Source organism: Nocardioides sp. Leaf374 (assembly GCF_916862475.1).
Lineage (GTDB): Bacteria > Actinomycetota > Actinomycetes > Propionibacteriales > Nocardioidaceae > Nocardioides > Nocardioides kribbensis.
This window is the reverse complement of record NZ_CAKASO010000012.1, coordinates 1-13,174: the sequence shown is the minus strand read 5'-3', so window position 1 is coordinate 13,174 and position 13,174 is coordinate 1. Positions and strand designations below refer to the sequence as shown.

Sequence of the window (13,174 nt, the reverse complement as noted above, 5' to 3'; positions counted from 1 at the left end):
TGGTGGGAGATCGTGGGGCACGGTCATGCAACCCGATGTGTAACTCAGCGTCCACACATCGTGACGTGCCCCTCACAGGCTTCACTGCGAGGCCTGTCGACGCAAGGATGACCCTATGCAACCCACCACTCGTCGCGTCGCCGTCATCGGCGGCAACCGCATCCCCTTCGCCCGGTCCAACACGGTCTACTCCGACGCGTCGAACCAGGACATGCTCACCGCCGCCATCGACGGCCTCGTGACCCGCTTCGGCCTCGAGGGCGAGCGCCTCGGCGAGGTCGTGGCCGGAGCCGTGCTCAAGCACAGCCGTGACTTCAACCTCACCCGCGAGGCGGTGCTGGGCTCCAAGCTCTCACCCGAGACCCCCGCCACCGACATCCAGCAGGCCTGCGGCACCGGTCTCCAGGCGGCGATCCAGGTCGCGAACAAGATCGCCCTGGGCCAGATCGAGGTCGGTATCGCCGGTGGCTCGGACACCACCTCCGACGCACCGATCGCCGTGGGGGAGGGACTGCGCAAGATCCTCCTCGAGGCCAACCGGGCCAAGGACCTCAAGGGTCGCCTCGCGGCCCTGGCCAAGGTGCGTCCCGGCGACCTCGTGCCGAGCATCCCCCAGAACGGCGAACCCCGCACCGGGCTGGCCATGGGTGATCACGCCGCGCTCACCGCGCTGGAGTGGCAGGTGGGTCGTGAGGAGCAGGACGCCCTCGCCGCGACCTCCCACCAGAACCTCGCCAAGGCCTACGAGGCCGGCTTCCTCGACGACCAGATCACCCCCTTCCGCGGGCTCGAACGCGACCAGAACCTGCGCCCCGACTCCTCGGTGGAGAAGCTGGCCAAGCTCAAGCCGGTCTTCGGCAAGGGCGAGGCCGCGACGATGACCGCGGGCAACTCCACCCCGCTCACCGACGGTGCCTCGGTGGTGCTGCTCGCCTCGGAGGAGTGGGCCGAGGAGAAGGGCCTGCCCGTGCTGGCCTACCTCACGGCCTACGAGACCGCCGCGGTCGACTACGTGCACGGCGGCGAGGGTCTGTTGATGGCCCCCGCCTACGCGATGGCGCGCATGCTGCAGCGCGAGGGCCTGAGCCTGCAGGACTTCGACTTCTACGAGATCCACGAGGCGTTCGCCTCGCAGGTGCTCTCGACCCTCAAGGCCTGGGAGGACCCGGTCTTCTGCAAGGAGCGCCTGGGTCTCGACGCCCCGCTCGGCTCGATCGACCGCTCCAAGCTCAACGTCAACGGGTCCTCGCTCGCCGCGGGGCACCCGTTCGCCGCCACCGGCGGACGGATCGTCAACGTCCTCGCCAAGCTGCTCGCGGAGAAGGGCAGCGGTCGGGGAGTCATCTCGGTCTGCGCTGCCGGCGGTCAGGGCGTCACCGCGATCCTCGAGCGCCCCTGAGTCTCCACCGCACACCCACCAGGCCCGTCCGACGAACGTCGGGCGGGCCTGGTGCGTCGGGACCGGGGTGTCCTAGACGCCGAGGGACGCCATGGCCAGCGCAGAGGCGACGAGGTACTGACGCACCTGCTCCGGCGAGATCTCACCGACGGTGGGGATGCCCGGCGCCGCCTCCTTGACGAGGATCCCGACCCGCGCGAGCTGCAGGGCGCCGAGGCCGCTGGCGTACAGCGTGTTGGCCAGCAGGGTCGGGTCGCCGACACCGAAGGCCCCGCGTCTGGTGCCGTCCTCCAGGACCGTGGAGAGCACGGCCAGGCACGTCGAGATGCCCCGGCCGAGGCGGAAGAGGGCACCCTCGGAGATCTCGTCGAGGAGCTCGGGGCCGGAGCGCCGCATGAGGGCCTGGGCGCAGTCGACGAAGGCCGGGTGGGCCAGCCCGTAGTCGACGAAGGCGCCGACGATCAGCTGCAGACGCTCCCGCGGCTCCTCGGCCGAGGCAGCGGCGGCCTGGAGCGCGGCGTGGAGCTCCTCGAGGTAGCCCACCAGCGTGAGGGCGAAGAGCTCCTCCTTGCCGGTGAAGTGGCGGTAGACGATCGCTCGGTTGATGCCGACGGCCTTGGCGATGTCCTCGATCTGGGCGTCGCGCACCCCGCGCTGGTCGAAGAGCGCGCGGGTCGCCGCGATGATCTCCTTCTCGCGGGCGCGCCGGCGCGCAGCCGCGGCGGATCGCCGTCCGTCCGTCTCTGAGGCAGTGACCATCCCCGTATCGTACGACTGGTGCAACTCGCAGTTGCACGGCTGTGACGGGACCGTCAGTCCTCGTCGTGCGGTGGGTCCGGATCTGGTCGGGCACCTGCGGCGCGGCGGCGGGTCCTGCCCCAGCCTGAGGGCGTGGCGTGTGCGTCGGACCGGTCCTCCGAGGCGTCGTGCGGGCCCAGCGCGTCGCCGGGCGTGGAGCATGCGCGCGAGCCGGTCTCCGACAGACCTGTCGGTGGGAGGAACTCCGGTCGGCCGTCCGAGCCCGTCCGCACCTGCCACGGTGTGTCGTGGATGGTGCGGTGGTGGTGCCCGCAGAGCAGCGCCAGGTTGCCCAGGGCGGTGGGGCCGCCGTCGGCCCAGTGCTCGACGTGGTGGGCGTGGCACATCACCGGGGGACGTCCGCAGCCGGGGAAGGTGCAGTGGGTGTCGCGAGCCACCAGGGCGCGCCACAGCGAGGCTGAGACCACGCGCGCCTCGCGGCCCAGGTCGAGCACGGCGGACTCCGCGCCGAGGACGGCGGGGATGACGGTGGCGTCGCACGCCATCCGCCGCACCGTGCCGGCGCTCAGCGTGAGGCCGTCGTCGGTCTCCCCGCCGCGCGTGGCGCCGACGGCGTCCCGCAGTTGCTCCCAGGGGATCGTGACGCTCACGCGGGTGCGCTCGCCGTGCGATCCGGGCACCGCGTCGGTGTCGAGCGCGTGCTGCGCCACCTGCACCAGGGCGTCCCAGGTGCGGGCGCCGTGGTCCCGGGGGTCGCTGAGCCGCTCACCGGTCTGCGGGTCGACCGACGGGGCGGGGGCGGTGAGCGGCAGCAGCGCCTGGCGCAGGACCGCGGCGTCCTCGGCGCTGCCGCGCCCGCGGACCCTGACCCCGCCCGCGCCGTCGTCGCTGATCGACAGGAACCGACGGCGGTGGGACGCGCGGGCCAGACGGTCGCGCTGGCGCTCGCGCTCCCGCGCGGCGCGCCCGGGGTCCACCTCGTCGACCACGCGTACGGCGGCCCGCGCGAGGTCGGTCGCGTGGAGGTGGTCGGCCTTCTCCAGCAGCGAGGTCTCGGCCCGCGTACGCAGGGCGGTCTCGGCGGGCAGCTCCTCGACGGCGTCGATCACGAGGGCGGCCTGCTCGGGGCTGACGGTGCCGGCGACGAGGGCGGCCAGCGTGGCCGCCCGGTCGCCGGCCAGCTCGTGGGCGTGGGCGACGGCCTGGCGACCCTGGGAGACCCGGAGACCCGCGACGTGGGTCAGCCAGTCGGCGGTGGAGCCCCAGCCCAGGCTGCGGCGGGCGAGGTCGCGACGATCGATCTCCACGAGGGCCCGCGCCTCGGCGGCCCGCAGTGCCGACCGGGCCGCGACGAGGTCGAGGGCGCTCGCCAGCAGGTCGTCGTCGCCGAGCACGTCCCAGGGCGCGTCGGCCAGGGCGCCGAGGGCGGCCCGGGCCCGCGCGGCGAGGGTCTCGGGTGGCCGCGTCGCGGCCGAGGTGAGGGCGGTCATGGACATGGCCACAGCCAACCGTCCACGCCGTCCGCGGGGGCCGATGGTGGGTGCACCTGGGGAGCATTGACGCCACGACCGCGGCTGTGGACGCCTCGTGGTCAGCGGAGGAGGCCGACACGGTGGTGTGCCGGGCTCGGTGGGGGTCGGGGCTACTTCCTCGCGCGTCGCCGGGTCAGGGGGCGGTGGAGAGCTCGACCTCGAAGGTCGTGGCCCTCGCGAACTCGTCCAGCGAGGTGAGGCCGATCGTCGTCGCCGCTCCGGACTCCACCAGGGACAGGCCGGTCAGCGTGCCCAGCCTCTGCTGCCCACCGACGGCTGTGACCTCGACGCGGACGTCGACAGCGTCCTGGCCGTCGTTCGTGACGCGGATCGAGCCCGTGAAGTACCCGAGCGACTGGTCGTTGGTCACCCTCAGGTCGGTCCATGAGTAGCGCCCCGCGTCGCCGCCGGAGGCCGAGCGGAGCTCGTCGGCCCCGACCGTGTCGGTCGTGGTGACCTCCTCGACATCGGTCGGGTCCCGGTCCGCCCCGCCCCCGGCGGGCCCCGTGCATCCGCCGCTCAGGAGGACGGCGCCGACGAGGCCCGCCGCCACCACGATGGGCGGCATCCTCATGGTGTGTGCCCCTCTCGGAAGTGCGCCCGCACGGCGGCGATCGTGTCGGCCTGCTCGGGGCCCTTGTCGTCGCGGTAGCGCACGACCCGGGCGAAGCGCAGCGCCAGCCCACCGGGGTAGCGGGTCGAGCGCTGCACGCCGTCGAGCGCGATCTCGACAACCTGCTCGGGGCGCACGTGGACCACGTGGCCCTCGCGGTGGGTCTCGAGGCCCAGGAACCGCTCGGTCTGCCAGGCCAGCGTCTCGTCGGTCATGCCCTTGAAGGTCTTGCCCAGCATCACGAAACCGCCGGCGCCGTCGGCGGCGCCGAGGTGGATGTTCGACAGCAGGCCCGTGCGGCGACCCGAGCCCCACTCCGCGGCGAGCACGACGAGGTCGAGGGTGTGCACCGGCTTGACCTTGACCCAGCCCGCGCCGCGGCGGCCCGCGTCGTAGGAGGACGACAGCGACTTCACCACCACCCCCTCGTGGCCGGCGGCGACGACCTCGGCGGCGAAGTCCTGGGCCTGCCGCCCGGACGGGCCCGCGAGACGGGCCACCCGGTGCTCGGCGGGCACGAGCGCGTCGAGCGCGGCGAGGCGGGTCTCGAGGGGCTCGTCGAGCAGGTCGCGGCCGTCGAGGTGGAGGATGTCGAAGAAGTACGGGGTGACGTGGAGCCCGTCGTCGCTGGCGCCCTGCGCCGTGCGCGAGGCGGTGTCCTGGAACGCGCGCGGTCGACCGTGCTCGTCGAGGGAGAGGGCCTCGCCGTCGAGGACCACGCTCTCGGCGTCGAGGGCGAGGGTCACGGCGACGACCTCGGGCAGCCGGTGGGTGATGTCGTCGAGGGAGCGGGTCGCGATGACGACCTCCTCGCCGCGGCGGTGCACCTGCACCCGGATGCCGTCGAGCTTGGTGTCGACGACCACGCCACCACCCACGGCTCCGGCCTTGACCAGGCCCGCCGCCACGTCCGGCGCCGAGGAGGCGAGCATGGGCAGCACCGGCCGCCCCACCTCGAGCCCGAAGCCGGCCAACGCGTCGGCGCCCCCGGTGAGGGCGGCCACCCCGGCGGCCACGGTCGAGCCCGCCAGCATCGCCGCGCGGCGCACGTCGGCGACCGGCACCTGCGCCACGGCGGCCACGGCCTCCTGCACGACGGCGTCGAGCGCGCCCTGCCGCACCTCGCCGGTGACGGCCCCGCGCAGCCAGGCCTGCTCGGCGGCGTCGGCGCGCCCGAAGAGGTCGGCCACGGCGGCGGCGCGAGCCGACTGCGAGCCCGGGCCCGCGAGCGCCGACAGCGCCGTGAAGGCCCGGTCGACCTCGACCACGTCGAGCCCCGCCGTCTCGGCGGGCGGCGGCAGGTCGGCGACCGACCGCCACCCGAGACCGGTGCGACGCTGGCGCAGGGAGCCGCCGAGGTAGGTGACCACGACGTCGACCTCGTCGGGCCGGGCGTGGTCGAGCCGGCGCAGGAGTGCGGCCAGGGCCTCGACCTTCGCCTTGCGGGAGCGGGTCGCGGCCACCGCCTCGGAGGTGGCGACGACGTCGGCGAGCAGCATCCCCCCATTGTGGCGACCCCCACCGACACCGCCTCACCCCGACGAGGGCCCGCGGGTCGACGTCCCTCGGTCCGGGCGCGCACCGTCGGCGCCCTGGCGTAGCGTCGTGCCCGTGAGCGAGTCGTCGGCGACCAGCGGCGGGCAGGTCAGGGTGTGGCGCCCGGCGTGGGCCTGTCCGGCGGCGCGGGTGCTGCGGCTGCACAAGCGCGGCGGCGGCGACCCGACCTACCGCATCGACGGTGAGCGGCACTGGCGCGGCATCCGCACCCCGGAGGGGCCCGCCACCCTGCTGGTGCACCCCCGCCCGGGCCTGGGCGAGGTGCACGCCGAGGCGTGGGGGCCCGGGGCGTCCTGGGCCCTGGAGTCGGTGCCGGCGATGCTGGGCGCCGACGACGACTGGTCCGGTTTCGAGCCCCGCCACCCCGTCGTGGCCGAGGCCCGCCGCCTCCACCCCGACCTGCGCCTGGGCCGCACCGGCCTGGTCATGGAGGCGCTGGTGCCGGCGATCCTGGAGCAGAAGGTCACCGGCCAGGAGGCGTTCGCGGGCTTCCGGATGCTCGTCCACCGCTTCGGTGAGCGCGCGCCGGGTCCGGGGGAGCAGCTGCGGCTGTGGGTGCAGCCGCCACCGGAGCGGCTGCGCACCATCGCCTCGTGGGAGTGGCTCCAGCTGCACGTCGATCCCCAGCGCTCGCGCACCCTGGTCACGGCCGCGCGCGTGGCCGACGCCCTCGAGCGCACGGCCACCCTCGCCCCCGAGGAGGCCGACCGGCGGCTCCGGACCTTGCCCGGCATCGGGGTGTGGACGAGCGCGGAGGTCCGCCAGCGCGCCCACGGCGATCCCGACGCCGTCTCCTTCGGGGACTACCACGTGGCCAAGGACGTCGGGTGGGCGCTGACGGGCGAGCCGTTCGACGACGAGGCGATGGCGGCCTACCTCGAGCCGTGGCGTCCCCACCGGGGGCGGGTGCCGATGCTGCTGGGGGCGGCCGGCCTCCACCGGCCGCGCCGCGGCGCGAAGATGGCGCCGCGCACCCACCTGCCCTCCCGCGTCACCCGCCCCTGAGCGGTGGGGTGTGCCGCCGCGGCGGGCGGAGAGGTCAGCCGGCCAGGCGCTCCAGCGCGTCCTGGTCGATGACGGTGATGGTGCGCTGGCGCACCTCGATGACGCCGCGACGCGAGAGCGAGGCCAGGGCCTTGTTGACCGTCTCGCGCGCCGAGCCCACGAGCTGGGCGAGCTCCTCCTGGGTGAGCTGGTGCTCGACCCTGAGGTGGCCCTCGTCGGTGGTGGTGCCGAACTTCGAGGCCAGGTGGCGCACGGTGCGAGCCACGCGGCTCGGCACGTCGGCGAAGGCGAGGTCGGAGACGGTGTCGTTGGAGCGGCGCAGCCGGCGGGCGAGGTCCTGCAGCAGCGCCACCGCGATCGCCGGGTCGCGCTCGAGCTCGCGGTCGAAGACGTCCCGCTCCAGCTCCAGCAGGTGTGCGCGGGTGATGGCGGTGACCGTGGCGCCGCGCTCGCGGCCGTCGAGCAGGGCCATCTCGCCCAGCATCTCGCCGGGGCCCACCACCGCCAGGATGGTCGGGCGCTCGTCGCGGTTGGCGCGGGTGACCTTCAGCGCGCCCTCGCGCACGAGGTACATCGTCTCGTGCCGGTCGCCCTGGGCGAACAGCGTGGCGCCGCGCTCCACGACGACCTCGGTCATCAGGGGAAGCAGGGCCGCGACGGCGCCGAGGTCGTCCGGTGTGGTGGGGCCGGGGTCGAGCGGGGTCACGGATCCTCCGAGAGGCAGGGAGTCGGGCACGTCACCACATGATCGGACACGACGGGGGGTCGAGGCGAGCGGACGCCGGATGAGGTACGCCACTCCCGCTCGCCGGCGCCTGGCCCCGGGGGCCCGACGCGCCGGTCCGCGGGGTCCCAGGACGGTTGCTGCGACTCCGTGTCACACTCACGTGAGCCGAGTCACACCTGCCGGAGGACCGATGAGCACCGACCTCGACCTGCTGCGCACCGCCGACCGCGAGTCCGCCGCCGCCTTCTTCGCCGCGGCCCCCGCCGAGGGTCTGGTCGCCGCGGTCGCCGCGACGCCCGACGACCGGCTCGTCGAGCTCCTCGGGCGCCCCCAGGTCCGCGCCGCCGCCGTCACCGGCATCCTGCGACGCCTCGACGAGTACGCCGACCCCGCGCGGCTGGCCGACCTCAAGGGCTCGGTCCGCTTCGAGCTGGCCACCAGCGACGGTGGGGTCGAGACGCGGGGCCTGGCCTTCGCCGACGGGGTCATCGAGCCCCTCGTGGAGGCGTCCGCCCTCGGGGCGGACCCCGCGGGGGCCGACGTCGTCCTGCGCAGCACCCTGCTGCGCTTCGCCCGGCTCGTCACCGGCCAGGGCAACGCGGCCCTCGACTACCTCGCGGGCCACCTCGAGGTCGAGGGCGACGCGATGCTGGCGCTGGGCGTCGGTGGCCTGTTCCGGGTGCCCGGCCACGACGAGGTGGCCGTCGACCCCACCGCCCTCGACCCGGTCGAGGTCGCCACGGCGGTCGCGGAGGCGAGCACCGACCACCTGCGCTCGGTCATGGCCGGCGGCTTCCGACCGGTCGTGCTCGACGAGGTCTTCCGCCGCCTGCCCGACTTCGTCGACGCCCGCCGCTCCTCGCGGCTGCGCGTCGCCGTCGGCTTCCGCCTGGCGCCCAGCGGCGACCTCCCGGCCGACCGCTACCTGGTGCGCATCGACCGCGGGCACACCACCGTGGAGCGCACCGAGACCGGCGACGACGGTCGGGACGGTCGGGACGCCACCATCGTGTGCGAGGCCCACGACTTCCTGCGCCTGGCCACGGGCCAGCTCAGCGTCATGACCGGCGTGCTCCGCGGCCAGCTGAAGGTCCGCGGCGACCGGGCCAAGGCGCTGCAGCTCGCCGGGGCCATCGACTTCCCGAGGGCCGCCCCGCAGCGCGCCCGGCGCTGAGGCCCGACCAGCCCGGTCCCGACCAGCCCGGTCCGGAGCAGCCCGGACCGGAGCGCCGGTCCCGAGCGGTCGAGCCGCCGAGCCGGCGGAGCGGCGCGCCTCAGAGCAGGGGGCGCAGCGGGCGCAGCACGAGCTCGGTGAACTTGCGGTGCAGGTCGCGGGCCTCCCACTCGCCACGGGTGAGCTCGAGGCTGTTGGACTCGTCGACCATCCAGATCTCCTCCAGCGTCTTGGCCAGCGACTCGTCGATGACCTCGACGTTGACCTCGTAGTTGCCCGAGAGGCTCAGCCGGTCGATGTTGGCGGTGCCGACCGTGGTCCACGTGCCGTCGACGGTGGCGGTCTTGGCGTGCACCATCGCGTCGCGGAAGCGGAAGATGCGCACCCCGGCGTCGAGCAGCTGGGAGAAGTAGCCGCGCGAGATCCAGTCGGCCACGATGTGGTTGGACTTCAGCGGCACCAGCAGGCGCACGTCGACCCCGCGGCGCGCGGCGGCCCGCAGGGCGTCGACGAAGTCCTGGTCGGGGATGAAGTAGGCCTGCGTCATCCACACGTTGCGGCTGGCGCGGTTGATGGCCTCGAGGTACATCGACCGGATGGGGAACATCCACAGCCGCGGCACGTTGCGCTGGATCCGGATCCGCGGCTCCCACACCGAGCTGGTCTCCAGCAGCAGCGGCCGCTCGCTCACGCCGATGAGGCGACGGCGGTTGAGGTTCCAGAAGTCGGCGAAGGCACGCTGCAGGTCCCACACGCCGGGGCCGGTGATCCGCACGTGGGTGTCGCGCCACTCGGTCTCGTAGGCGTCGCCGATGTTGTAGCCGCCCACGAAGCCGACCGTGCTGTCGACGACCAGGATCTTGCGGTGGTCGCGGCCGTAGCGGCGGACGTCGAAGAAGCGCCAGCCGGCGGCGTAGACGGGGTAGCGCAGCACCTTGACCTGGCGGGGGAAGCGCTTGAAGACGGGGGAGACGACCAGGTTGGCGAACCCGTCGTAGATGCAGTAGACGTCGACGCCGCGGTCGGCGGCCGCGACGAGTGCGTGCTTGAACCGCTCGCCGGTCTGGTCGCCCTTCCAGATGTAGGTCTCGAAGAGGATCTGCCGCTCGGCGCCCTCGATGGCCGCGAGCATGTCCTCGTAGAGGTCCTGGCCGTAGGTGTAGGTCGTCACCGCGCCGTCGCCGATGTCCACCGTGCGCGGCGGCGTGGTCGGGAAGGGCTTGGGGTGCTTCCCGCGGCGGCGGTAGGAGTCGACCAGCGACATCGCGACCGCGATGACCAGGGGCACGCCGAAGACGCTCAGCAGGGTCCGGCGCAGCAGGGTGACCACACGGTCGGCGACGCTCGGCGGTCGCGGTCTCACGGGGACAACCTAGCGTCACGGTGGGGAGTGTCGGTGGCCGGTCGTAGGCTCGCAGCATGCGACCCGTCACCGATCTCGAGCGCCGCGTGGCCCCCTTCAAGGTCGTCTCCGACTACGAGCCCTCCGGAGACCAGCCGACCGCCATCAAGGAGATCACCCGCCGCATCAACGACGGGGTCGAGGACGTCGTCCTCCTCGGTGCCACCGGCACGGGCAAGACGGCCACCGTGGCCTGGGTGGCCGAGCAGGTGCAGCGCCCCATGCTGGTGCTCCAGCCCAACAAGACGCTGGCCGCGCAGTTCGCCAACGAGCTGCGCCAGCTCTTCCCCGACAACGCGGTCGAGTACTTCGTGAGCTACTACGACTACTACCAGCCCGAGGCCTACGTGCCGCAGACCGACACCTACATCGAGAAGGACTCCTCGATCAACGAGGAGGTCGAGCGGCTGCGGCACTCGGCCACCAACTCGCTGCTGACCCGACGCGACGTCATCGTGGTCTCGACGGTCTCCTGCATCTACGGCCTCGGCACCCCGCAGGAGTACGTCGACCGCATGCTGCGGCTCAAGGTCGGCGAGGAGCGCGACCGCGACTCGATCCTGCGCCAGCTGGTGGAGATCCAGTACACCCGCAACGACATGTCCTTCACCCGGGGCACCTTCCGGGTGCGCGGCGACACCCTCGAGATCTTCCCGGTCTACGAGGAGCACGCGATCCGCATCGAGTTCTTCGGCGACGAGATCGAGCGGCTCATGAGCCTGCACGCCGTCACCGGCGAGGTGCTCACCGAGGACACCGAGCTCTACGTCTTCCCCGCGACCCACTACGTCGCCGGCCCCGAGCGCATGGAGCGGGCCATCAAGGGCATCGAGCTGGAGCTGGAGGACCAGCTCGCCGCCTTCGAGAAGCAGGGCAAGCTGCTCGAGGCCCAGCGGCTGCGCATGCGCACGACCTACGACGTCGAGATGATGCGCCAGGTCGGCTCCTGCTCCGGCATCGAGAACTACTCGATGCACATGGACGGGCGCACCCACGGCTCGGCGCCCAACTGCCTGCTCGACTACTTCCCCGAGGACTACCTCCTCGTCGTCGACGAGTCCCACGTGGCGGTGCCGCAGATCGGTGGCATGTACGAGGGCGATATGTCGCGCAAGCGCAACCTCGTCGACCACGGCTTCCGCCTCCCCAGCGCCATGGACAACCGACCGCTGCGGTGGGAGGAGTTCCTCGAGCGGATCGGTCAGACGATCTACCTCTCCGCGACCCCGGGCGACTACGAGCTGGACAAGGTCGGCGGCGACACCGTCGAGCAGATCATCCGCCCGACCGGCCTCATCGACCCCGAGGTGGTGGTCAAGCCCACGAAGGGCCAGATCGACGACCTCATCCACGAGATCCGGCTGCGGGCGGAGAAGGACGAGCGGGTCCTGGTCACCACGCTGACCAAGAAGATGTCGGAGGACCTCACCGACTACCTCCTCGACGCCGGCATCCGCACCCGCTACCTCCACTCCGAGATCGACACCCTCAAGCGCATCGAGCTGCTGCGCGACCTGCGCCTGGGCGACTACGACGTGCTGGTCGGCATCAACCTGCTGCGCGAGGGCCTCGACCTGCCCGAGGTGTCGCTCGTCTCGATCCTCGACGCCGACAAGGAGGGCTTCCTGCGCTCCGACAAGTCGCTCATCCAGACCATCGGCCGAGCCGCGCGCAACGTGTCGGGCCAGGTGCACATGTACGCCGACAAGATCACCCCCTCGATGGAGATGGCGATCGAGGAGACCAACCGCCGCCGCGACAAGCAGATCGCCTACAACAAGGCCCACGGCGTCGACCCGATGCCGCTGCGCAAGAAGATCGCCGACATCACCGAGATGCTCGCCCGCGAGGACGAGAACACCCAGGCGCTGCTCGAGACCTGGGCCGGCACGGCCGCCACGGGACGCGCCGGCGGTGTGAAGGTCCGTCAGCCCACCCCGGTGCTGGGGGAGAAGGCCGCCGGGACCCACGCCCCCGACGTCTCGGGCATGCCCAGCGCCGACCTCGCCCAGCTCATCCAGGACCTCACCGAGCAGATGCGCACGGCGGCGGCCGAGTTGCAGTTCGAGGTCGCGGCCCGCATGCGCGACGAGATCTCCGACCTCAAGAAGGAGCTGCGGCAGATGATGGAGGCCACCAAGTGAGCCTGGCGGGCCCCGACGCGGCGGCGGTCGTGCGCGAGGTGCAGGTGACCCTCGACGCCGCCGACCCGCGCGGGCTGGCCGGCTTCTGGCGCGCCGTGCTGGGCTACGTCGACGACGAGCCCCCGGCTGGGTTCGACACGTGGGAGGCGGCCCTGGAGGCCTGGGGCGTGCCGCCCGAGGAGCGGGGGCGGGCCTGGGCCGTCCACGACCCCACCGGCAGCGGCCCGCGGCTGTTCTTCCAGCGGGTGCCCGAGGCGAAGACCACGAAGAACCGCGTGCACCTCGACGTGCGGGCCGCGCCGGGTCTCAGCGGCGAGGCGCGCATGGCCGCGCTCGAGGCCGAGTGCGAGCGCCTGGTCGCCCTGGGCGGCAGCCGGCTGCGGCGTGTGGACGCCGACGGCGCCGACGAGGGCATCATCGTGATGGCCGACCCCGAGGGCAACGAGTTCTGCCTCGACTGAGGCCCGGCCCCTGCCCCGACCACTGCTCCGACCACTGCTCCGACCACTGCTCCCAGCACCGGTCCGTCCGGCGCCCGACCCCTGGTGCGGCGCCGACGTCGCGCGGGAGCAGGATGGGGGAGTGAACCCGACCGTCGAGCCCACGCTCCGCGCGGCCCTCCCGGTGTGGACCGTCGGCCTGCTGATCTACCTGCTGGCGGTGTTCCACCGCTCCTCCCTGGCGGTCGCCGGCCTGGCCGCGACCGAGCGCTTCGACATCTCCGCGGCCCAGCTGGCCACCTTCACGATGCTGCAGCTGCTCGTCTACGCCGCGATGCAGGTGCCGGTCGGGCTGCTCGTCGACCGGTTCGGCTCGCGCAGCGTGCTGCTGACCGGCGCCGTCGTACTCTCCGCGGCCCAGG

12 protein-coding genes are annotated in these 13,174 nt (G+C 73.2%); 6 read left to right on the top strand and 6 right to left on the bottom strand.

Annotation, left to right across the window (positions count from 1 at the left end):
• Window positions 1–115 precede the first annotated feature (115 nt).
• A complete protein-coding gene (locus LPA27_RS07840) occupies window positions 116–1,399 on the top strand; it encodes an acetyl-CoA C-acetyltransferase (RefSeq protein WP_228942092.1) in 1,284 nt (427 codons plus the stop codon).
• A gap of 72 nt (window positions 1,400–1,471) precedes the next feature.
• Here LPA27_RS07840 and LPA27_RS07835 read toward each other — a convergent pair whose 3' ends face one another.
• From LPA27_RS07835 to LPA27_RS07820, 4 genes are all read right to left on the bottom strand, one after another.
• On the bottom strand, window positions 1,472–2,158 hold the full coding sequence (locus tag LPA27_RS07835) for a TetR/AcrR family transcriptional regulator (protein ID WP_056864302.1): 687 nt from the start codon (window positions 2,156–2,158) through the stop codon (window positions 1,472–1,474).
• Window positions 2,159–2,211: 53 nt separating this feature from the next.
• Window positions 2,212–3,654 carry an HNH endonuclease signature motif containing protein gene (locus LPA27_RS07830; protein WP_228942091.1) on the bottom strand — a complete coding sequence of 481 codons (1,443 nt, stop codon included), beginning with the start codon at window positions 3,652–3,654 and terminating at the stop codon, window positions 2,212–2,214.
• Between the two features lie 169 nt (window positions 3,655–3,823).
• Window positions 3,824–4,264: a hypothetical protein gene (locus LPA27_RS07825; protein WP_228942090.1), complete on the bottom strand. Its 441-nt coding sequence runs from the start codon at window positions 4,262–4,264 to the stop codon at window positions 3,824–3,826.
• Entirely contained in the window at window positions 4,261–5,802 is a 1,542-nt protein-coding gene (locus LPA27_RS07820) for an ATP-dependent DNA ligase (RefSeq protein WP_228942089.1), read from the bottom strand. Before LPA27_RS07820 ends, LPA27_RS07825 begins: the two co-directional genes overlap by 4 nt.
• A 112-nt stretch (window positions 5,803–5,914) precedes the next feature.
• On the opposite strand from LPA27_RS07820, the gene LPA27_RS07815 reads away from it, so the two are divergent.
• Window positions 5,915–6,865, top strand: a complete 951-nt coding sequence (locus LPA27_RS07815; RefSeq protein WP_228942088.1) for a DNA-3-methyladenine glycosylase family protein — start codon at window positions 5,915–5,917, stop codon at window positions 6,863–6,865.
• A 34-nt stretch (window positions 6,866–6,899) separates the two neighbouring features.
• Here the strand turns inward: LPA27_RS07815 and LPA27_RS07810 are convergent, their stop codons facing one another.
• A complete protein-coding gene (locus tag LPA27_RS07810; RefSeq protein ID WP_056864307.1) occupies window positions 6,900–7,571 on the bottom strand; it encodes a Crp/Fnr family transcriptional regulator in 672 nt (223 codons plus the stop codon).
• Window positions 7,572–7,782: 211 nt separating this feature from the next.
• Between LPA27_RS07810 and LPA27_RS07805 the strand changes: the two genes are divergently transcribed.
• On the top strand, window positions 7,783–8,766 hold the full coding sequence (locus tag LPA27_RS07805) for an SCP2 sterol-binding domain-containing protein (protein WP_228942087.1): 984 nt from the start codon (window positions 7,783–7,785) through the stop codon (window positions 8,764–8,766).
• A gap of 100 nt (window positions 8,767–8,866) precedes the next feature.
• Here LPA27_RS07805 and LPA27_RS07800 read toward each other — a convergent pair whose 3' ends face one another.
• Window positions 8,867–10,129 (bottom strand): phospholipase D-like domain-containing protein, encoded by a 1,263-nt coding sequence (locus LPA27_RS07800; protein WP_156697880.1) that lies wholly within the window; start codon window positions 10,127–10,129, stop codon window positions 8,867–8,869.
• A gap of 56 nt (window positions 10,130–10,185) precedes the next feature.
• On the opposite strand from LPA27_RS07800, the gene uvrB reads away from it, so the two are divergent.
• From uvrB to LPA27_RS07785, 3 genes are all read left to right on the top strand, one after another.
• Window positions 10,186–12,312 (top strand): excinuclease ABC subunit UvrB, encoded by a 2,127-nt coding sequence (gene uvrB, locus LPA27_RS07795; RefSeq protein WP_228942086.1) that lies wholly within the window; start codon window positions 10,186–10,188, stop codon window positions 12,310–12,312.
• Window positions 12,309–12,773 (top strand): VOC family protein, encoded by a 465-nt coding sequence (locus LPA27_RS07790; protein WP_228942085.1) that lies wholly within the window; start codon window positions 12,309–12,311, stop codon window positions 12,771–12,773. Before uvrB ends, LPA27_RS07790 begins: the two co-directional genes overlap by 4 nt.
• Window positions 12,774–12,894: 121 nt before the next feature.
• On the top strand, window positions 12,895–13,174 hold a 280-nt coding region (locus LPA27_RS07785; RefSeq protein ID WP_324251248.1), incomplete at its 3' end, for an MFS transporter.

Excerpts from the sequence above, each read along its gene's own strand:
- LPA27_RS07805 (WP_228942087.1), top strand. The coding sequence starts at position 7,783 with ATGAGCACCGACCTCGACCTGCTGCGCACCGCCGACCGCGAGTCCGCC.
- LPA27_RS07840 (WP_228942092.1), top strand. The coding sequence starts at position 116 with ATGCAACCCACCACTCGTCGCGTCGCCGTCATCGGCGGCAACCGCATC.
- LPA27_RS07830 (WP_228942091.1), bottom strand. The coding sequence starts at position 3,654 with ATGTCCATGACCGCCCTCACCTCGGCCGCGACGCGGCCACCCGAGACC.
- LPA27_RS07820 (WP_228942089.1), bottom strand. The coding sequence starts at position 5,802 with ATGCTGCTCGCCGACGTCGTCGCCACCTCCGAGGCGGTGGCCGCGACC.
- LPA27_RS07835 (WP_056864302.1), bottom strand. The coding sequence starts at position 2,158 with ATGGTCACTGCCTCAGAGACGGACGGACGGCGATCCGCCGCGGCTGCG.
- uvrB (WP_228942086.1), top strand. The coding sequence starts at position 10,186 with ATGCGACCCGTCACCGATCTCGAGCGCCGCGTGGCCCCCTTCAAGGTC.
- LPA27_RS07825 (WP_228942090.1), bottom strand. The coding sequence starts at position 4,264 with ATGAGGATGCCGCCCATCGTGGTGGCGGCGGGCCTCGTCGGCGCCGTC.